This is a genomic window from Parapedobacter lycopersici (assembly GCF_040395035.1).
Taxonomy (GTDB): domain Bacteria; phylum Bacteroidota; class Bacteroidia; order Sphingobacteriales; family Sphingobacteriaceae; genus Parapedobacter; species Parapedobacter lycopersici_A.
On record NZ_JBEBRB010000051.1, the window covers coordinates 1 to 18,965 of the forward strand.

Genomic DNA, 18,965 nt, shown 5'->3' on the forward strand with positions numbered 1-18,965 from the left:
AAAGACAATCCGTCAAACGAAGAGATGTCCGAACTAACGCGGAAGCTGGCCCAACTTCTTTATGATGCCTATCAACTACACCGGACAGACACCTGGCATTGGTATGAATCACTTTTGGCCTACGACAATGGGCTGCTGCCCATGGCTATGCTGTGTGCCGCAGAGGTGACAAATAATGCATCGTTCAGGGATGTGGCATTTGAAAGTCTGGAATTCCTGGAATCGCATACGCTGTCCAAAGGACACCTGAGTCTCATCGGCAATGAAAATTGGTACAGGCAAACCGGCGTTCTCTCACCATTTGCCCAACAGCCTGTTGATGCCATGGCTATGGTGCTGCTTTACTTCCAGGCCTACAGCTATGCGGGAGATCCCCGTTACCTCAGCCGACTGTATACCTCGTTCATGTGGTTCTTGGGTGAGAATGACCTCCGCGTGAGCGTCTATGATTTCGATACCCATGGTTGCTGTGATGGGCTGCAACACGACGGCGTTAACCGCAACCAGGGAGCGGAAAGCACGCTCGCATACCTTATTTCGTACCTGGCGCTGCAACATACCTTTGAAAAGCCCTACGGCAGCATCGTATCATGACTGGGCGCGATCAGAAAATAAATACAGGCATTAGTTTGGTGTTTTTCCAACTAAATAACCTACCTTTATGATAATTAATAAGATACAGATACACGTCTCCGGGTTACCACTTTCCTCTTACCGCAGCCAAAGTGGGCTTTAATATTCGATCTCTGCATCCATCGTTTACATTTTAAAGCCCATTATCATGGTCATTTTGTTTTTTTTCATAGGGATATGGTATCTCTCGTTGTTTTCGCAGACCTTTTTCCAGCATCGGTATGCAGCGCATGGCTCATTTACGATGAGCCGGTTCTGGGAACGTTTTTTCTTCGTGTTTTCATATATCACACAGGGCTCTTCCTACATGAGCCCACGGGCCTACGCCATCATGCACCGCATGCATCACGCGTATACCGATACCGAGCGGGATCCCCATTCGCCTAACTTCTCATCAAATATCTTTGCCATGATGTGGCGTACACGGAACATCTACCTCGACATTGACAGGAGGCGTATGCAGGTGGAGGAGCGATTTACAAAAAACCTACCAAACTGGGAGCGGCTTGATCGGTGGGGCAATGCCCCGCTTTCGAGGGTGCTGTGGGTAGTTGCCTATATAGCCTTTTTTCTGGTGTTTGCCAGCAGCTTGTGGTGGTTCCTGCTGCTTCCCATCGTCATTACCATGGGTGCCTTCCACGGGGCTGTGATCAATTGGTTTGCGCATAAATACGGTTACATCAATTTCAGGCTTAAAAACACTTCACGCAACCTGCTGGTGGTTGACGTACTGATGCTCGGCGAGTCTTATCACAACAACCATCATAAACACCCTTCTTCGGTTAACTTCGGTAGGCGCTGGCACGAAATCGATCCGGTATACCCTATTGTTCTGTTACTGAAGTGGCTGCGGATTATCAACTTCCCGAAAGCAAGCATGTCGGCCCTCGAAGTTCGTCAGGAAAAACCATCAAATCACGTTGAATAATAAAGAAAGGGTACCGTCATCCAGTCCTCGAATGAAATGCGGGATCCCCCTTGAAACCGCAACCGAGTGGCTCAGCCGATAGAAAAGATAAGCCGGCGTCATCTTGGATTTTCTCTATCTAGTAGCAAAGAATTACGGAAAGAGAGAGGCTGTACAAGAAACCTATATCCCAAAGGAGATGTCGAGCTCCCTAAAAACATCATCAGGTCATTGATAATATTATTTTTTAGACTGATAGGGATAAAAGTATAAGAAGCGTTGTAGTGATTGTCGAACTGGCTTTGGCCGACTTGTAATAGTTTGGGCAACAGGATTTTATTGGCATAAAAAAGGGAAACTACCATGGTATGGTGTTTCCCTATGTAGCGGGGATTGGACTCGAACCAATGACCTTCGGGTTATGAGCCCGACGAGCTACCAACTGCTCCACCCCGCAATGTATTTTAAAAATCCGTCAATCGCTGGCGGAATACTGTTAATTCTCTTCCGAATTGGACTGCAAAGATATAATTTGTTTCTTTGCAAAACAAATCAAAAACACAAAAATGTCGCATAACGCTGGATTCGTGAGTATTATTGGTAAACCAAACGCCGGAAAGTCTACCCTGATGAACGCATTGGTGGGAGAGAAGATGTCAATTGTGACACCCAAGGCCCAAACTACCAGGCACCGGATCATCGGAATCGTAAACGAACCGGACTACCAGATCGTATTCTCGGATACGCCGGGCGTCATCAAGCCAAACTATACGCTCCAGGCCTCCATGATGAATTTCGTGCAGGGCTCGCTTATTGACGCGGATATTATTTTGCTGGTCACGGATATTCACGAGAAATACGACGAATCAGACGTCATTGCAAAATTGCAGAAAACGGCGTCGCCCGTGGCGGTGCTTATCAATAAGATCGATCAGTCGGACGAAGCGGAGGTGAAAAACAAAATGCAATACTGGGAGGATACGTTACATCCCCAGGCTATTTTTGCTGTATCGGCATTGCATGGGCACAACATACAGGCTGTCATGCAGTTTATTTTGGACCACCTCCCCGAACATCCGCCGTATTATGAAAAGGATGCGTTGACGGATAAATCCGAGCGGTTCTTCGTTTCGGAGATTATCCGGGAGAAAGTGTTCAAGCTTTATGAAAAGGAAATACCATACAGCACCGAAGTCGTGATCACCTCCTTTAAGGAGGAACAAACAATCACCCGTATCAGCGCAGAAATCATTGTGGAGCGGGATTCCCAGAAAAACATCCTGATCGGAAAGGGGGGGAGCATGATCAAAAAAGTGGGAACCTACGCCCGGCAGGATATTGAGGAGTTTTTGCAACAAAAGGTTTTCCTGGAACTTTTCGTGAAAGTCATTCCCGACTGGCGGAAAAAAGATAACTACCTGAAACGGTTTGGTTATGAACATTAAAAAATAAATAACTATCTTTGCAGCCCCGCAGCGTAAGCTACCGGGGCTATGTTGGATACATAATTTATTTAAAACAAAAGAATGGCAACTAAAATCAGATTGCAAAGACACGGTAAGAAAGGCAAACCTTTTTACTACGTAGTAGTAGCAGATTCGCGTGCACCACGTGATGGTAAGTTTATTGAGCGCATCGGTTCCTACAATCCCAACACCAACCCCGCCACCATCGACTTGAATTTCGATAAGGCGCTTGATTGGTTAAATAAAGGCGCCCAGCCGACAGACACCACGCGGGCAATCCTTTCCTATAAAGGGGTGTTGTATAAAAAACACCTGCAAGGCGGTGTGAAAAAGGGAGCATTCGATGAAGCCGCAGCCGAGGTTAAGTTTGAAGAGTGGCTGAAAGGCAAAGAAGCCCAAATCCAGGGTAAAAAAGACGGATTGGCACAAACGAAAGAGGAATCGAAAAAAGCAGCGTTAGTAGCAGAAGCAAAGAAAAAGGCAGAGATCGCTGCTGCTGTTGAGGCAAAAAATACCCCTCCAGCAGAAGAAGTGGCCGAGGAAGAGGCGGCTGAAACCGAAGCGCCTGTTGCTGAAGCAACGGATGCCGTGGAAGAAGCGTCAGCTGATGCTGCAGAAGGAGAAGAAAAAACGGAAGAATAATTTTTTTTACATCCCGTAGCGAAAAGCCGATCCGGAGAGCGCAATCTACCTGGAACGGCTTTTTTGTTTGGGATCCAGTAAACACAACCCCACCATGGCATTTGAAGGGAATTTTTATATCGGTTACCTCAGCAAAACCCGTGGCCTCAAAGGCGAGCTGCAGTTGTTTTTCGAATTTGATGACTACCGGGAGCTGGAACTGGATGTGCTTTTTCTGGCAATAGACAGAAAGCTGGTGCCTTTTTTCGTTACCCAGTACAAACTTCAGTCCAACCGTACTGCTTACCTTTTTCTGGAAGATGTTGACCATATTGACCGGGCCCAACCGTTGGTACATAAGCAAGTGTATCTCCCCGAAAGCAAGCGTCCGGAACGGCACCCCGATGATTTCCGGATCACGGATCTTAAGGGGTTCGTCGTGCGCGATCAGCTGCATGGCGAGCTTGGTGAAATCATCGAAATCCATGAATATCCCCAGCAATACATTGCCGTTGTGCCTTACCGGTTCAACGAGCTGATGTTTCCGCTTAATGATGAAATTATCCGCGCCATTGACCGGGAAAAACAGCTGCTGGAAGTGGCCCTGCCCGATGGGCTTATCGATGTATATACCTAAACCGGGCCGAAAGACCGCCAATTCAAGTTTGTAATTCAACAAACTATTATCGATATTTGCCGACTGCTTATTGAGAAAGGCCGAGGGATTAGACCCAGCGAAGCCTTAGCAACCTGTGCTAACAAGGTGCTACATTCTACCCGGCGAGCTACGTTTCCGGGAAAGATAAGCCACAGCGGTATTCCCCTGTCCGTTCTCAAGCTAAGCACGCGTATGAAATTACAGGATTGCAATAGGCTTAGGCACTGATATGAAGATTACCGAACACATTAAGAACGCAAAAGGGCAGACCCTTTATTCATTTGAGATACTGCCCCCCGTAAAAGGGCAGAGCATCCAGGCTATTTTTGATGCCATTGATCCGCTGATGGAGTTCAATCCCCCCTTCATTGATGTTACTTATCTGCGCGAAGATTATATTTACAAACAGCACCCGACTGGGTTGCTGGAAAAAGTAGCTTATCGTAAGCGGCCCAGTACTGTGGCTACCTGCGCTGCCATCATCAACAAATACAAAGTGGATGCGGTGCCACACCTCATCTGCGGCGGATTTACCAAAGAAGAAACGGAAAATGCACTGATCGACCTGCAATTTTTAGGAATCGATAACGTGCTGGTACTGCGCGGTGATGCCCGCAAAAGCGACAATGCGTTCATCCCCACACCCGGCGGCCATGCCTATGCCTCTGAACTGCTGCAGCATGTGGTTAATATGAACAGTGGCAGGTACCTGCATGAAGATATGGAGAACTCGGAGAAGACGGACTTCTGCGTTGGTGTAGCCGCGTATCCGGAAAAACATTTTGAGGCACCCAACCTGGATACCGATTTTAAGTACCTGAAGCAGAAGGTGGACCTGGGTGCCGATTTCATCGTTACCCAGATGTTTTTTGATAACAGTAAATATAAAGCATTTGTCGACCGTTGCCGGGCTAACGGTATCCACATTCCCATTATCCCCGGGCTCAAACCGCTTACCAACAGTAAGCAGCTGGTGAGCCTGCCCAAGGTCTTTCACTTGGACATTCCTTTCGAGCTTAGCCAGGCCGTGCAGGCGTGTACATCCGAGCAACAGGTGCGTGAAGTGGGAGTGGAATGGATGATCCAGCAATGCAAGGAACTGAAAGAGATGGGCGCCCCCGTACTGCATTTTTATACTATGGGCAACCCCAAACCCACAAAGCGGATCATCCAGGCTGTATTTTAGTCCTAAGGACTATTGCTTCTGCGCTTCCTTCGCCCAGGTATCGCGCAGCGTAACCGTCCGGTTAAATACCGGATTGTCCGGTGTTGAGCCGATGTCCAGGGTGAAATATCCCTTTCGGATAAACTGATAACCTTTTCCCGGTTCGGCATGAAGCAGGTCCGGCTCGACGTATGCGTTCTCAATGACCTGTAAGCTGTCGGGATTTATGGATTCCGTAAAATCTTCATCCGCAGCCGGATTTTCTGCGTTGAACAACCGGTCGTAGAGTCGTACAGTCACGGTTTTGGCATGGGGGATGCTGACCCAGTGGATCGTGCCCTTCACCTTAAGTCCGCTGGTATCTTCACCGCTTTTCGATTCCGGAATATACATACACCGGATTTCTGTCACACGGCCATCCGTATCTTTTACGAAATCAGTGCACTGAACGACATACGCGTGTTTGAGTCTTACCATCAAGCCAGGCGCCAGCCGGAAGAATTTTTTCGGCGCCTCTTCCATGAAGTCTTCCCGTTCAATCCAGAGTTCCCGGCTGAAGGGAATCGGGCGCTCGCCCTCACCGCCTTCCACTTCCGGATTGTTTTCACCGGACAAGTGTTCCGTTTTTCCCTCGGGGTAGTTGGTGATCACCAATTTTACCGGGTCGAGTACCGCCATACGACGCCATGCGGTCTTGTTGAGGTCTTCCCGGATGCAGAATTCGAGCAGCCCCACGTCAATCACATTTTCCCGCTTGGCCACCCCGATGCGCTCACAGAAATTGCGGATACTTGCCGCGGTATAGCCCCGTCGGCGCAATCCGCTGATGGTGGGCATCCGCGGGTCGTCCCAGCCCGTTACATAGTTATTGTTGACCAATTGCAATAGCTTCCGCTTGCTCATAACCGTATAATTAAGGTTAAGACGGGCAAACTCATATTGTTTGGATGGGTAAATTTCCAGTTGCTCAATCAGCCAGTCGTACAGCGGCCGGTGTGGAACAAACTCCAGGGTACATACGGAATGAGTGATTTCCTCAATGGCATCGCTTTGGCCGTGGGCAAAATCATACATCGGGTAAATGCACCAGCTGTCGCCGGTACGGTGGTGGTGTGCATGTTTGATGCGATACAGCAACGGGTCGCGCAGATGCATGTTCGGGTTTGCCAGGTCAATCTTTGCCCGCAGCACTTTAGCCCCATCGGGGTATTTGCCTTCCCGCATCTCGGCAAACAGGCTGAGGTTTTCCTCCACGGACCGATCCCGGAAAGGCGTTGGTTTTCCCGGTTCTGTAGGGGTGCCCTTTGACGCAGCAATTTCCGCTGCCGTGCTGTCATCTACATAGGCCAATCCATTTCGGATCAGCTTTGTCGCAAATTCATACAGCGTTTCAAAATAATCCGAAGTATACAGCTCCTCCGCCCACTCGAATCCCAGCCATTTGATGTCGTTCTTAATGCTTTCCACATAGGCCGTTTCCTCGGTGGTCGGGTTCGTATCGTCAAACCGCAGGTTCGTTTTACCATGATAACGCTGGGCCAGTCCGAAGTTGAGCACAATGGATTTCGCATGCCCAATGTGCAGGTAGCCGTTAGGTTCCGGCGGGAAACGCGTCAGTACGCGTCCGCCATGTTTGCCCGACCGGATATCCGCTTCGATAATCTCGGCGATAAAATTGACTGGTTTTTCTTCGTTTGCCATACCGCAAAGGTAATTATTTAACCGGTGTCAATTTGTAAAACCTGACAAAATAAACCATACTGACACAATTATGTCTAAATTTACGTCCTTTACTAAACAATACCATGAATAGACAACAACTGTTAGTATACAAACGATATTTATTGTTTCTGGTGTGTTTGCTGCTGCCATTTCTCGGATGGTCCCAGCGCAGCAAGCGTCCGCAGGTACTCGTGTATGGCAGCGGGGTGGATGCTTATGCTGCCGCCCTGCAGTCGGCCAAGTCTAACCTGAATACCATATGGGTATTGGAAGGCAACCAGGTTGCGCCCGGATTAACGGGGCAGCCGGTAACGCTGACTTCCGGCATCGACTTGGATGCGGGTTTGTGGGCCGATTTCCTCGCGGCAACCCTGAAGCACGAACAACGAAGCGATTCCTTGTCGGCGATTGCCAAAAAACGAATCAATCCCCAGATTGCCCGGAACGTCATCGACAGCGTCCTTGATGCGACCAGCAACCTGACCGTTATCCGCGATACGGATCCGGCTGCGGCCAAAAAAAAGGGGAAATACTGGCAGGTTGCCCTTGCCAACGGTGAACGTTACCGGATCCCTTCCCTGGTTGACGCGTCGGGTGATGCCCGTCTTTACCGGCTGGCATTCGGGAATACAGATAGCATCCGGACCCGTTCCATGGTGGACAGTGGCTACTTTCAACCCGGGCCGTACGATGAACGTTCGCGTACCGGGGTAGCGGTAGGCCACGCCGGCACTTATCCATTCACATTACCCCTGGCCGCATTGGTACCGTCGGACGACAGCAACCTGTTCCTGACGCGGGCAGTCCCTGCGTTGCAGTCCCTGCTTGCCGGTACCCACGAGGATATTCCGCTGCTGATGCATGTTGGACAGGCAGTGGGTGCCGCCGCGGCATATACGGCCTTTTTCAAGACGACATCCGATAAGCTGGACGTGCGTGTGATACAGGGAGAGCTCCTGCAGTACGGTGGTCGTTTAATGCCATTCACGGACGTGCCGATAGCAGATAAGAACTTTGCGGCGATCCAGCGGATCGGTGCAACCGGCCTGCTGAAGGGTGACGCGGGCGGAACCCCCGGTCAGTTTGTGTTTAATCCGGATGCCCCGGTAACGGCAGCAGAAATAAAGCCGGTATTAAACCAGCTTTTTTCGAGGAGCCAGATCTGGTTTATAGACCATACTGATGTAGACACCATGCAGTTGGCTGATCTTTTTTCCCTGGTTAAATACATTGGCCAGCGCGGAGATGAGCTGGAAAGACAGGTAACGCGGGGGTGGTCACGCACCTTTCATTTTGAAGGCGAATACGACGGTACGTTGCCTGTCACACGCAGGTTGTTTGCCGTATTGCTGGACGCTTACTGCAAACCCTTTGACGTCAGCGTGGGACTAAACGGTGTGATTCAACGGTAAGTATTGGATCCTAAGTAAGCGTAATCTGCCTTTTGATGCTCTCTTCCAGTGAAATAATGGTTTCGGTGCGCTGGATTCCCTTTACGGCCTGGATGTCTTCGTTCAAAACCTTGCGCAGATGAGTCGTGTCGTGGCAGATAATTTTCGCAAACATACTGTATGCACCGGTGCAATAGTGCAATTCCACCACTTCCTTTACTTGTTTGAGCTGTTCAACAGCGTTATTGTACTGCGATCCTTTCTCTAAATAGATTCCCAGAAAGGCAGTAATGTCGAATCCGACTTTTTGAGGGTTAATTATTAGATTTGACCCTCTAATTATTCCCATTTCTTCCATTTTTTTCATTCGAACATGAATAGTTCCGCCTGATACAATCAGTTTTTTGGCTATTTCAGTATATGGAATGGATGCATCATTCATTAAAATGGATAATATTTGAATATCTAAGTTATCAAGATCTAAATTTTCGTATTTTTTTTCCATGGAAAATCAAATTTTTTTCAATTTATGCTGAAATTAAATATAAAAAATGAAAAAATTCACTTTTTTGTTATAAAAAATTACACTGAATGATTTATTTTATTAAATTTGTATTAATGAATCGCGAAAAAGTATGTGAAATTGATTTTTATTTGCCCTCCCTCAATTTAATATAGGTTTATAATTGGTTTAGTGTAGAAGCTCCTCTCCCAAAGGAGCTTCTTCCGTTTTAACTCATTTCCTATTTTGAAATTTTGGCGATTAGTCTGCGCTTTGTTAAAAATTTTTCAAAAATAGATACTTATTTTCATTTACAAATGAAAATTTAATAATTTCTGCGGAAGTCAGCAACATGCATAAGTTCGCTTTGGCACAGGCTTTGCCTTTATTACCCTGAAAACAAAATTATCGATCATGAGAAAAAGTAGAATTAATGTATTAGGTGCATTGATGATCGTTTCATTAATGTTTATGGTTTCCTGCAGTAAGGATACCGATCCTTCGGAGACCGACTTATTTGTGGGTACTTACCGCGGGGCAATTTCGTACACCGACGGCGAAGAGAATATCAGTGATGCTGATGGCCGGGTTACGGTAGCAAAAGTGGGAGACACGTACACATTTGCCTTTGGTACCGGTATACCGAACATTACTGGCGTCAAATTCCAGGAAAGCGATGACGGCACCTACATCAGCGTAGGCGATGGCCTGACCGGGATTACGATCAGCGCAAGTAACCTGAATATGCTGGTTACAAATGACGAGGGTACATGGACGGCCGATTGCGAACGGTAGTCCCAGGGATTGCGGTGATAAAAAGGGAAGTTATGCGATGACTTCCCTTTTTCATTTTAAGGACATGCCATTCGGTTTTCCGTACGGAATTGTACTGAATTTAGGTACTTACAAAAAAAGCCGTTACTACATCGCTGCAATAACGGCTTTCCCTCGTACCCAGGGCCGGGATCGAACCGGCATGGGTCGCCCCACTGGTGTTTGAGACCAGCGCGTCTACCAATTCCGCCACCTGGGCTTGTTATTTATAACGTACGATTCCCGCTTGGGGCTGCAAATGTATTTATTAATCCGTTATCCGCAAAATATTTTAATAAATTTCGCGCCGTCGGTTCCGGACTGCCGGACGGAAACTTGGCCCGGTTCCCCCTGTATGTTGACCTGTTTTCCCGTTGTGGTTGATGGCGGGCTCCGTTACCTTTGTTAAGGTAAATACGGATGTATCCTATGTATATGTTTGATAGCAATTAAATACCATAACTCATGACACTCAATCCTTATTTAAATTTTGACGGTAATGCGGAGGAAGCTTTCCGCTTTTACCAGTCCGTATTCGGCGGTGAATTATTTGTGCAGAAGATGGGAGAGGCTCCCGGTTCCGAAAACCTTTCCGAAGCCGAGAAGAACCGTGCAATGCACGTGGCCATTCCCATCGGCAGCGGGCAGTTCCTGATGGCATCGGACTGTGTGCCGTCCATGGGACAGGTGCTTCAGGTGGGCAATAACAATTACATTTCCATTATGCCTGATAGCCGCGAGGAAGCCGACCGGTTGTTCAACGGCCTGTCCGCCGGGGGCAAGGTCGAAATGCCGATGGCTGACATGTTCTGGGGCGATTATTTCGGGTCTTTCCAAGACCGGTTCGGTGTCTGCTGGATGATCAATTTTAATACTAACACACCGTAAAACCCCAATCCAGCCGTTGCAAGCCCGTAACGGCTGGTTTGTTACCTCCTCCCCGGGGGCGGAGACACCTTATTTACCTATTCCGGTGGAAATGCCTGTTTCCTCCGGGTACACTCCCAATGCGCTTGATGAATATGGAGAAGGCCGATTGTTAAAATAAACGGTTATGGTTTGTCATTTTAATAATTTTATTATCTTTGTAACTAAGATAATTAATTGTAAAGATATTATGGCTGATAAATCCAAAGGACCGGCTCCTTCACCTGTAGCTTCGCTCACCCGGCTGGGCCGGCAGGTGTCTGACGCAACAATTTTCATGCACCAGGCCATCGCCCGCAATGCGGGCTTAACAGGAACGGATCATAAATACCTGCGTATCGTGCTGGAAAGCGAGCGGATTACTGCGGGTGAACTGGCCAGACAGACAGGGCTGACCACCGGTGCCGTCACCGGCCTGATCGATCGGTTGGAAAAGAAGGAGCTGGTGAGGCGTGAGTTGGATCAACGGGACCGGCGAAAGGTATGGATCGTGCCCCGGCGGGAGAACGCGGACAGGCTGTTTGAAAACTCCCACCTGGATCTGCGGGAACAAGTGGCCCGGCTGATCGCTACCTTCAATGCCGAAGAAATCCGGGCAATTGAACGGTACCTAACTGCCTCCGTAGGGATCATGAATCAGATTACCCGTAAATTAAATAACCAATAGTATGAATGACATTTCTGCGAACTACCTCACGCGGGCCGAAATCTGGCTTTGCATCACCACACTGGCTTATTTTTTTATGAATGGAGCCCAATTGTTCGAAACGGCAACACTTGTTCCTAAATGGTCGGCTGCACCGCCCGAATCATTGCATTACTTCCGTGGTACATATGGCCTCGATCTCAAAACCTTCTGGATCGTCGTCCACTCATTGCATGAAATCACGTTTATTATAGCGATCATTTTCTGCTGGAAGCTGGACATCCGGTATCCGTTACTGCTGCTGTTTGCCATTCACATGGCTGTGCGTGTATGGACGTTGGCATACTTCGCGCCCAATATCATGGCCTTTCAAAAGATAGCCAACCTGGGGACCGTTCCGGATGGGATGGACCTGCTCAGCCGGGCTACATTGTGGCGCAACCTGAACTATATCCGCGTAGCTATTTTTGTGGCAGTTTCCCTGGGGTTGGTCCCGTTGTGCATTAAGTTGTTGAATATGCGGACCGGTTAGCTGTGTTAAACAGGTGTGATACGGCCGATAAACCCCGTTTCGCCGGCTGAAGAACCGGGAGGCGGTATCCCGGAGCTTATTGTATGATGCAATAAGGCAGAAACAGCAGGTGTCAGTCATCCAGCCCTTTTCCGGCTAAGATTTTCGGCAGGCACTTTTCCACCCTTGACATCCGGGTTTTAGCCTGTTTGGCTTGCGAAAAGTGAAAAATATAAGCGCGTTGCCTACCCGGGGTCAGGTGCTCAAATGCTTTTTTCAAAGCGGGTGTTTCATCGAGTTTTTCCTGAAATTCTTCCGGGATGATGAAATCCGATGTTTTCTTCAGCTTCACTTTCAATCCGGCTTTTTCCACTTCAATCGCTTCATGAATGTAAGCCTTCAGCGTGTGTTCCTGCGCAATGATCTCGGCTACACTGGTGAACCGGATCTGGCGGGCTGCCTGGACATTAGCCGATTGCCGGATGAGTATACCCTGCTCATCGGTTAACAGGGCGCCCTTGAAAAAGAGTAACGCACAATATGCCTTAAATCCATGGATAAGCACAATGTTGCGGTTTTGGCGGGTGTAACAGGGCTGCCCCCATTTCAATTCTTCGGACAGGCCGCAATCCAGGACGATCGTTCGCAGCTTCCGGAAGGCTTCCTGCCATACCGTGTCTTCGTCGAAAAACCAGTCAACCTTTGGGTTCATTTGTTCTGTTATCGATTTATTTCAGCTAATATAGTATATTGTTTTTATACGGTGCCGCTTTGGACTGGCTTCGGGACTTGTGCGGCCCTGCTTCGGGACCGCCTCGGTCATTCTTCGGGATTGGTTCGAAGGTCTTCGGAACGCAATGCGTTGCACACCGAGTAGCCCCGAAGCGCGGTCGAAGCGGAGTCGAACCCGGCTCGAACAAGGGTCGAACAAGTCCCGAAGCGGACTCGAACAACACTCGAAGAACGCTCGAACACGCCCCGAAGACTGCCCGAAGCCAGGATGGACATCCGCTGCATCCGGCAGTAGCCGTAAGCATACCTTGGGTTGTTCAACGGGATCAGTACCGGGGATGAAGGCGAACGGAATAAAACCGGTTTATACCCCGGAGGGTGCGCCTGCAACCCGCGTACGTTCAGAAAATCATAACCGGTGGCTGGCGGAATCGGGCACCGGTTGTTCAAACAGGAAGGGCAGCAGGCCATACATGCCCGCTGCCCGGAATCCAAACAAACACAACTAACACTACGTTAATGTTCATGCCCGTGCTCGGCATGAATCTCGAATTTCAGTTCCAATACATTATTGCCGGCGAATGCTTCGGCGTAATCGCCGCGATTCCAGTCGGTCCGTTCAATTGTTCCCTTTACCCCGGCATCCAGCTTGCGCAGCACATACGTCACCGCTTTGGTGCCGCCTTCGTTGTCGTGGCCAATGATGAAGTAACTCAGGATACCCGTTGTTTCATATTTCCCCTCCACAGCCACGCCATTTCCGTAGGTCTGTTCACGGGGTTGGAAAATAGCGCCGCTTTCATCATCCGAATCGGGATTCAATGTGAAGTCCCCGCCAATGAGAAATGCCTTATATTGGTCGGCTGTTGCCTTATCGGTGATGAAATCCGGCTGGACTTCCCGGCCGGCGTAATCCCAGGCTTTTAGCCCGATCTTGTAAACGGCATCGGCTTCGAGGTGCAGGTGGCCATTGGAAGTGGCATTCCCCTGTTCGTCGAATGTAATGCTGATGGATTCACCTTCGGTACCTCCATCCAAGCCATGGAAATGGTCGCCATGCGCTTCAACCGCTTCACCATTCACTTCGGTAAATGTTAGTTCCGCCCGTTGGATACCTTCGGGAGTGGGGTTGCCGTCGTCATCTTTGTTACAGGATAACAGCGCGAAAAATGTGATTGCAAATAAAGAAAGTACCGTAAGTCTGTTTCGTTTTTTCATTGTCATTTACGTTTAATTTATAATTTATGGATGTTATATTGCATCTTAGTTGCATTTGATTAATGCCACAAAGATGCATTTAACTTTTTATTCCACCAACTTTTTTTCACTGGATTTATTTTTTCTTCTCGGTATGTCGCGTCCGGCTATGTCGGGCAGGCCCGAAGGCCATTTTTTTGTCACCTTATACCTTGTTTGGTGTTTGTTTGTGGAATTACGCGGATAATACCCTAAATTTGTATATGAAGCCACCGCTTCCGGGCACCGGCCGGTAGTTGGCTTTGCATGGAGTAAAACGAGTTAATTAAACAGCAGCACCATGAAAAAAACAGTCAGCACATCGATCTTATTGGTATTGGGCATGGCCGTAATGGGCAGTGTGCTTTATCATACATTAAACAAAAAAGAGGTTATGGAAACGGAAGCGAATCAACCAATGAACAGCATAGACTTAACCGCCGATAGCAACACGGCTAACCTGCCGCCGATCACGCGGTCCTCAGATGTCATCTATTTTGCGGGCGGCTGTTTCTGGGGCACGGAATATTTCTTCCAGCAGGTCCGTGGTGTTTCGGGTACGGAAGTAGGCTATGCCAACGGGAATACAAAAAATCCAACCTACGAAGAGGTTGTGCGCCATAACACCGGCTTTGCCGAAACCGTTAAGGTTACGTATGATCCCCGGCAGGTGGACCTGAACCTGCTGCTCGACCTGTACTTTAAGGCAATTGATCCGACGAGCCTGAACCGGCAGGGAAATGATATCGGTACACAGTACCGTACGGGCATTTATTATACCCACGAAGACCAGTTGCCCTGGATACAGGCCGCCGTCAAAACGGTGTCGGGCTATTACGACAAACCCGTTGTAGTGGAGGTACTGCCACTGAAGAATTTTTACACCGCAGAAGAGTATCACCAGGATTACCTGGTGAAGAACCCGAATGGATATTGCCACATCAGTCCAGCGCTGTTTGAATTCGCCCGAAAGGCGAACGAAGCGAAAAAGCAGGCGGAAACAACAGCCTATGAAAAACCGGATGATGCTACGCTGCGTAAAGTGCTTTCCCGCGAACAATATGCGGTAACGCAGCAAAATGCAACGGAAAAGCCATTCGAGAACGAATATTGGAATGAATTCCGCGAGGGGATTTATGTGGATGTAACGACGGGCGAACCGCTGTTTGTATCTACCGATAAATTTGAGTCGGGATGCGGCTGGCCCAGTTTCTCCAAACCCATCGATGAAGCATTGATCGACGAAAAAAGTGATAATTCCTTCGGTATGCGGCGTACGGAAGTCCGCAGCAAGGCCGGCGACGCCCACCTCGGGCACGTGTTTAACGACGGCCCCAAAGACCGGGGCGGTCTCCGATACTGCATCAACAGCGCTTCATTGCGTTTTATTCCCAAAGAAGAGATGGAACAGGAGGGATACGGCCGGTACCTGGCATTGGTAAAACCCAGCGATTCCGCCCTGGCCAGCCATAAATAAAACCGGTGTCATTGCCGGTATACACAGCAGCCGCCCGTTATTGCACAACTAGGCAACAACGGGCGGCTGTTGTGTTTATCAGGCCTTGGTTTACCTGTTTTATATCACCACGAATAGCTGAAGGATAGCTATTGGAGGCATGTGGGGAACCATTACCGGACCGGATTTTATTGTATATTTGATAAATGGATCAACACAGAACCGCTCGCGTTACTGCCATCATCGGTGCCCTGCTCACGTGGACTGCGGTAATTTTGCAGTTTAGCCTTAGCCTTCAACACCGTATACGTCCCGTCCCTGAAGTTGTTGTCCAGTTTTTCAGCTATTATACCATTCTTACCAATATCCTGGTGGCCTGCTGTTTTACGGCAGTGGCGGTTAGGCATACATCGATTCAACGCCATTTTTTGAGTAATGCGGGTGTCCTTGCAGCCACCACGGTGTATATTATTGTTGTAGGCAGCATTTATAATCTCTTATTGCGCGCGCTATGGACACCTACCGGCGTCCAGGTACTGGTTGATGAATTACTGCATACGTTCATCCCGCTGTACTACGTCGTATTCTGGCTTGCTATCGCCCCAAAAGTCCGTCTCCGCTGGCACTATGTGTTTCTTTGGTTGCTTTATCCGCTGGGTTATTTCCTATTTACCCTTATCCGGGGCGCATACTCGGGATTGTATCCTTACCCTTTTATCGATGTAACGGAACTGGGATGGCCGCGGGTCATCGTAAATAGCGGGCTCATTGCCGGCGTATTTGTCATGCTGTCCCTGCTGATTATCCTTTTTTCGAATATCAGAAGCCGGAACCACGGATCCGATCCCAGCCAGTCTTTATCGGCCTGAAAGGGAATAAAGCGGGCCGGACCGATCGTTATTCCAGGCAGAATTTCCTATAATTGTGTTGGTTTGCCCAACGGGCAGCCGGAAATAGACCTTCAGACGTATTCGGACCGGATCAATAAATCGTAACATGAAAACGGACACGATCAATCGCGGACTGCTCCTGGTAGCGGTTTTCAGCGTAATGTTAAGTGGTGGCGCCAATGCGTTCCAGGACTTCCCGTCCGGCATCCCACCGGAGGATGGAGCACATATACTGATGTTTAATCAGCCGGCAGAAACATGGCTTGAAGCCCTACCGGTGGGTAACGGCAGGCTGGGGGCCATGGTGTTCGGAAATCCGCAAAAAGAACATATTCAATTGAATGAAGATAGCCTGTGGCCGGACGAGAACGGCTGGGGCCTGGCCGATGGTAACGCGACCGACCTGCAGGTTATCCGCGAACTGCTGATTGCCGGTGAGAACCGGAAGGCGGACGCGCTGTTTGAGGAAAAATTCCTGACTAAAGACATCGTCCGGTCGCACCAGACACTGGGCGACCTATGGATTGATTTCGGGGACGTGACATATACCGGCTACCGCCGTACGCTGGATCTGCGGAATGCCCTGGCTACCGCTTCCTTTGAAGATGAGAACGGCAGTAGGGTGAAGCAACAGGTATTTGCGTCGCATCCGGACGATGCGTTAATCATTACTTATACGACGGAAAGTGAAGCGGGATTAACGGCGTCGATTTCGATCGGCCGGCCGATGGATGCAGGTCGTGAAACGGCCCGCTGGTTTACCGAACGGGACTGCCTGGTTATGCAGGGCGAGGTTACGCAGTATAACGCGGTGTTTAAAGGCGGGAAAGACCCGATTAGCTCGGGGGTGAAGTTTGATGCACTGGTGAAAATCAGGCATACCGGCGGTACGGTTGAATATACACCGCATACCATCGAACTGACAAGGGTAAAGGCATTTACCGTATTCCTGGTGGTGAACACCTCATTTTATCATCGCGATTATGCACAAAGAAGTAGGACACAACTGGAAGCGGTTGTCCGAAAAGATGCCGAAGCGCTGCGTGATGCACATATACGGGATTACCGGGCGCTTTATTCAAGGGTGCAGTTGGATATCGACCATGAGCCGGTCAGCCTGCCGACAGACGAGCGGCTGGAACAGGTAAAAAACGGTGGCGTGGATGTCGGCCTGGAAACGTTGCTGTTTGATTACGGCCGGTACCTGCTGATCAGCTCATCGCGGAAGGGGAGTCTTCCGGCCAACCTGCAGGGACTGTGGAATAACCAGATTGAGGCCCCCTGGAATGCCGATTACCACCTGAATATCAACCTGCAGATGAATTACTGGCTGGCGAATGTCACCCAGCTGGATGAACTGAACGAATCGATGTTTGATTACATCGACCGGCTGGTTGAAAACGGGAAAGTGGCCGCAAAACAGAATTATGGCGGCGAAGGGAGTTTCCTGCCCCATGCAACGGATATTTGGGCAACGTCATTTTTACGTTCGCGCACGGCCTACTGGGGCGCATCGTTTGGCGCGGGTGGCTGGATGATGCAGCATTATTGGAATCATTACCTGTTTACGCAGGATGAGACTTTCCTGAGAGACCGTGCATTCCCTGCCATGCAGGAGGTGGCTAAGTTTTACAGCAGTTGGATTATTGAAAATCCCCATACCGGCAAGCTGGTTTCGGCACCTTCATCATCCCCCGAAAACCGGTTCATTAACGAAAAGGGCGATACGGTTGCCCTGTGCCTGGGCAGCGCCAAGGACCAGCAGGTGATCCATGAACTGTTTACGAACTACCTCCGGGCTGCTGAACTGCTGTCGGTAGCGAATACGTGGACGGCCACCATCGCTGCACAGCTTCCGCGATTGCGGTCGGGTATCCAGCTCGGTGCAGACGGGCGGATACTGGAGTGGGATAAGGCCTACCGGGAACCGGAGCCGGGACACCGGCACATGTCGCATTTGTATGCATTCCATCCGGGTAACGCAATTACGCAGTATGAAACGCCGGAGCTGATTGATGCCGTACGGAAATCAATGGATTACCGGATGGAACATGGCGGCGGCCACACCGGCTGGAGCCGGGCATGGTTAATAAACCTCCAGGCCCGCCTGCTCGACGGCGAACTGGCACATGAGAACATTCAGCTGCTGCTTCAGAAATCCATTGGTCCCAATTTGTTTGACCTGCATCCGCCCTTTCAGATTGACGGCAACTTCGGATACACCGCCGGGGTGGCAGAGATGCTGATTCAGTCGCATGAAAACCGGGTCGTCCGTATCTTGCCGGCATTGCCCGCAGCATGGAAAACCGGCACGGTAAAGGGCCTGAAGGCCCGCGGTAATATTACCGTTGATATCCACTGGGAAAATGGTCGGGCAGTAGCCGTACGGCTGGAAAGTCCCATCGCCCAAACACTGACTATGATCATGAACGGCGAGGAAAGACAGGTGGTATTGCAGGCAGACCGGCCCATTGTGCTGGGTGAGAACCTGTATGCGGCTTAACGTTGCCACCGATAGCCCCGTGTACCCCGTCTTGTTGGTTTACCGATACATTTGTTCATACTGACTTAACGGTAAGGCAATGTCCATGTAATAGTATTGCAAAAAAATAAACGCATGAAGCAATACTTTTTCTCTTTCCTGTTGTTAACGTTCATGTCGGCCAGCGCATTTGCCCAGCAAAATGGC

General features: G+C 49.4%; 17 protein-coding genes, 2 tRNA genes, 1 pseudogene and 1 riboswitch. Of the genes and pseudogenes, 14 read left to right on the forward strand and 6 right to left on the reverse strand.

Annotated features, from left to right (window positions below; all coding sequences use genetic code 11):
- Positions 1-594 (forward strand): annotated as a pseudogene (locus ABWO75_RS10210) (glycosyl transferase); the annotation flags it as partial.
- A gap of 187 nt (positions 595-781) precedes the next feature.
- A complete protein-coding gene (locus ABWO75_RS10215; RefSeq protein ID WP_353185189.1) occupies positions 782-1,561 on the forward strand; it encodes an acyl-CoA desaturase in 780 nt (259 codons plus the stop codon).
- A gap of 363 nt (positions 1,562-1,924) precedes the next feature.
- On the opposite strand, the gene ABWO75_RS10220 is transcribed toward ABWO75_RS10215, so the two are convergent.
- Positions 1,925-1,997: transfer RNA gene (locus ABWO75_RS10220), tRNA-Met, on the reverse strand.
- A 109-nt stretch (positions 1,998-2,106) separates the two neighbouring features.
- On the opposite strand from ABWO75_RS10220, the gene era reads away from it, so the two are divergent.
- From era to metF, 4 genes are all read left to right on the forward strand, one after another.
- Positions 2,107-2,985, forward strand: coding sequence for a GTPase Era (gene era / locus ABWO75_RS10225; RefSeq protein WP_353185191.1), 879 nt, complete (start codon positions 2,107-2,109; stop codon positions 2,983-2,985).
- Positions 2,986-3,066: 81 nt separating this feature from the next.
- The gene (locus ABWO75_RS10230; RefSeq protein ID WP_353185193.1) at positions 3,067-3,648 is read left to right on the forward strand and encodes a 30S ribosomal protein S16; all 582 of its coding nucleotides are present in this window, start codon (positions 3,067-3,069) and stop codon (positions 3,646-3,648) included.
- A gap of 94 nt (positions 3,649-3,742) precedes the next feature.
- Positions 3,743-4,264, forward strand: coding sequence for a ribosome maturation factor RimM (gene rimM / locus ABWO75_RS10235; protein WP_353185195.1), 522 nt, complete (start codon positions 3,743-3,745; stop codon positions 4,262-4,264).
- 64 nt (positions 4,265-4,328) lie between these two features.
- Positions 4,329-4,436: riboswitch (SAM riboswitch) on the forward strand.
- Positions 4,437-4,514: 78 nt separating this feature from the next.
- Complete coding sequence (gene metF, locus ABWO75_RS10240) at positions 4,515-5,471, forward strand: methylenetetrahydrofolate reductase [NAD(P)H] (RefSeq protein WP_353185197.1); 957 nt, start codon at positions 4,515-4,517, stop codon at positions 5,469-5,471.
- A gap of 9 nt (positions 5,472-5,480) precedes the next feature.
- Here the strand turns inward: metF and ABWO75_RS10245 are convergent, their stop codons facing one another.
- On the reverse strand, positions 5,481-7,151 hold the full coding sequence (locus ABWO75_RS10245; RefSeq protein ID WP_353185199.1) for a glutamine--tRNA ligase/YqeY domain fusion protein: 1,671 nt from the start codon (positions 7,149-7,151) through the stop codon (positions 5,481-5,483).
- A gap of 104 nt (positions 7,152-7,255) precedes the next feature.
- On the opposite strand from ABWO75_RS10245, the gene ABWO75_RS10250 reads away from it, so the two are divergent.
- Positions 7,256-8,584 carry an FAD-dependent oxidoreductase gene (locus ABWO75_RS10250; protein WP_353185201.1) on the forward strand — a complete coding sequence of 443 codons (1,329 nt, stop codon included), beginning with the start codon at positions 7,256-7,258 and terminating at the stop codon, positions 8,582-8,584.
- 10 nt (positions 8,585-8,594) lie between these two features.
- On the opposite strand, the gene ABWO75_RS10255 is transcribed toward ABWO75_RS10250, so the two are convergent.
- On the reverse strand, positions 8,595-9,068 hold the full coding sequence (locus tag ABWO75_RS10255; protein WP_353185203.1) for an Lrp/AsnC ligand binding domain-containing protein: 474 nt from the start codon (positions 9,066-9,068) through the stop codon (positions 8,595-8,597).
- Positions 9,069-9,479: 411 nt separating this feature from the next.
- Here ABWO75_RS10255 and ABWO75_RS10260 point away from each other — a divergent pair, with 411 nt between their 5' ends.
- Entirely contained in the window at positions 9,480-9,860 is a 381-nt protein-coding gene (locus tag ABWO75_RS10260; RefSeq protein ID WP_353185205.1) for a hypothetical protein, read from the forward strand.
- 156 nt (positions 9,861-10,016) lie between these two features.
- Here ABWO75_RS10260 and ABWO75_RS10265 read toward each other — a convergent pair.
- A tRNA-Leu gene (locus ABWO75_RS10265) sits at positions 10,017-10,098 on the reverse strand.
- 245 nt (positions 10,099-10,343) lie between these two features.
- Here ABWO75_RS10265 and ABWO75_RS10270 point away from each other — a divergent pair.
- The 3 genes from ABWO75_RS10270 to ABWO75_RS10280 all read left to right on the forward strand — a co-directional run bounded on the left by ABWO75_RS10270 (position 10,344) and on the right by ABWO75_RS10280 (position 11,983).
- On the forward strand, positions 10,344-10,766 hold the full coding sequence (locus ABWO75_RS10270; protein WP_353185207.1) for a VOC family protein: 423 nt from the start codon (positions 10,344-10,346) through the stop codon (positions 10,764-10,766).
- Positions 10,767-10,995: 229 nt separating this feature from the next.
- The gene (locus ABWO75_RS10275) at positions 10,996-11,472 is read left to right on the forward strand and encodes a MarR family winged helix-turn-helix transcriptional regulator (protein ID WP_353185209.1); all 477 of its coding nucleotides are present in this window, start codon (positions 10,996-10,998) and stop codon (positions 11,470-11,472) included.
- A 1-nt stretch (position 11,473) separates the two neighbouring features.
- Positions 11,474-11,983: a transposase gene (locus ABWO75_RS10280; RefSeq protein ID WP_353185211.1), complete on the forward strand. Its 510-nt coding sequence runs from the start codon at positions 11,474-11,476 to the stop codon at positions 11,981-11,983.
- A 112-nt stretch (positions 11,984-12,095) separates the two neighbouring features.
- Here the strand turns inward: ABWO75_RS10280 and ABWO75_RS10285 are convergent, their stop codons facing one another.
- Together ABWO75_RS10285 and ABWO75_RS10290 are read right to left on the reverse strand one after the other, a co-directional pair.
- Complete coding sequence (locus ABWO75_RS10285) at positions 12,096-12,674, reverse strand: YdeI/OmpD-associated family protein (protein ID WP_353185213.1); 579 nt, start codon at positions 12,672-12,674, stop codon at positions 12,096-12,098.
- Positions 12,675-13,210: 536 nt separating this feature from the next.
- Positions 13,211-13,912 carry a hypothetical protein gene (locus tag ABWO75_RS10290; protein WP_353185215.1) on the reverse strand — a complete coding sequence of 234 codons (702 nt, stop codon included), beginning with the start codon at positions 13,910-13,912 and terminating at the stop codon, positions 13,211-13,213.
- 319 nt (positions 13,913-14,231) lie between these two features.
- On the opposite strand from ABWO75_RS10290, the gene msrB reads away from it, so the two are divergent.
- From msrB to ABWO75_RS10310, 3 genes are all read left to right on the forward strand, one after another.
- Positions 14,232-15,407 carry a peptide-methionine (R)-S-oxide reductase MsrB gene (msrB, locus tag ABWO75_RS13630; protein WP_502922399.1) on the forward strand — a complete coding sequence of 392 codons (1,176 nt, stop codon included), beginning with the start codon at positions 14,232-14,234 and terminating at the stop codon, positions 15,405-15,407.
- 185 nt (positions 15,408-15,592) lie between these two features.
- The gene (locus tag ABWO75_RS10305) at positions 15,593-16,255 is read left to right on the forward strand and encodes a Pr6Pr family membrane protein (RefSeq protein ID WP_353185217.1); all 663 of its coding nucleotides are present in this window, start codon (positions 15,593-15,595) and stop codon (positions 16,253-16,255) included.
- 127 nt (positions 16,256-16,382) lie between these two features.
- On the forward strand, positions 16,383-18,779 hold the full coding sequence (locus ABWO75_RS10310) for a glycoside hydrolase family 95 protein (protein ID WP_353185219.1): 2,397 nt from the start codon (positions 16,383-16,385) through the stop codon (positions 18,777-18,779).
- Positions 18,780-18,965: the final 186 nt, after the last annotated feature.

Excerpts from the sequence above, each read along its gene's own strand:
- era (WP_353185191.1), top strand. The coding sequence starts at position 2,107 with ATGTCGCATAACGCTGGATTCGTGAGTATTATTGGTAAACCAAACGCC.
- ABWO75_RS10270 (WP_353185207.1), top strand. The coding sequence starts at position 10,344 with ATGACACTCAATCCTTATTTAAATTTTGACGGTAATGCGGAGGAAGCT.
- ABWO75_RS10275 (WP_353185209.1), top strand. The coding sequence starts at position 10,996 with ATGGCTGATAAATCCAAAGGACCGGCTCCTTCACCTGTAGCTTCGCTC.
- ABWO75_RS10290 (WP_353185215.1), bottom strand. The coding sequence starts at position 13,912 with ATGAAAAAACGAAACAGACTTACGGTACTTTCTTTATTTGCAATCACA.
- ABWO75_RS10215 (WP_353185189.1), top strand. The coding sequence starts at position 782 with ATGGTCATTTTGTTTTTTTTCATAGGGATATGGTATCTCTCGTTGTTT.
- ABWO75_RS10310 (WP_353185219.1), top strand. The coding sequence starts at position 16,383 with ATGAAAACGGACACGATCAATCGCGGACTGCTCCTGGTAGCGGTTTTC.
- ABWO75_RS10280 (WP_353185211.1), top strand. The coding sequence starts at position 11,474 with ATGAATGACATTTCTGCGAACTACCTCACGCGGGCCGAAATCTGGCTT.
- ABWO75_RS10305 (WP_353185217.1), top strand. The coding sequence starts at position 15,593 with ATGGATCAACACAGAACCGCTCGCGTTACTGCCATCATCGGTGCCCTG.
- ABWO75_RS10260 (WP_353185205.1), top strand. The coding sequence starts at position 9,480 with ATGAGAAAAAGTAGAATTAATGTATTAGGTGCATTGATGATCGTTTCA.
- ABWO75_RS10245 (WP_353185199.1), bottom strand. The coding sequence starts at position 7,151 with ATGGCAAACGAAGAAAAACCAGTCAATTTTATCGCCGAGATTATCGAA.
- ABWO75_RS10250 (WP_353185201.1), top strand. The coding sequence starts at position 7,256 with ATGAATAGACAACAACTGTTAGTATACAAACGATATTTATTGTTTCTG.
- ABWO75_RS10285 (WP_353185213.1), bottom strand. The coding sequence starts at position 12,674 with ATGAACCCAAAGGTTGACTGGTTTTTCGACGAAGACACGGTATGGCAG.
- rimM (WP_353185195.1), top strand. The coding sequence starts at position 3,743 with ATGGCATTTGAAGGGAATTTTTATATCGGTTACCTCAGCAAAACCCGT.
- ABWO75_RS10255 (WP_353185203.1), bottom strand. The coding sequence starts at position 9,068 with ATGGAAAAAAAATACGAAAATTTAGATCTTGATAACTTAGATATTCAA.
- metF (WP_353185197.1), top strand. The coding sequence starts at position 4,515 with ATGAAGATTACCGAACACATTAAGAACGCAAAAGGGCAGACCCTTTAT.
- ABWO75_RS10230 (WP_353185193.1), top strand. The coding sequence starts at position 3,067 with ATGGCAACTAAAATCAGATTGCAAAGACACGGTAAGAAAGGCAAACCT.
- msrB (WP_502922399.1), top strand. The coding sequence starts at position 14,232 with ATGAAAAAAACAGTCAGCACATCGATCTTATTGGTATTGGGCATGGCC.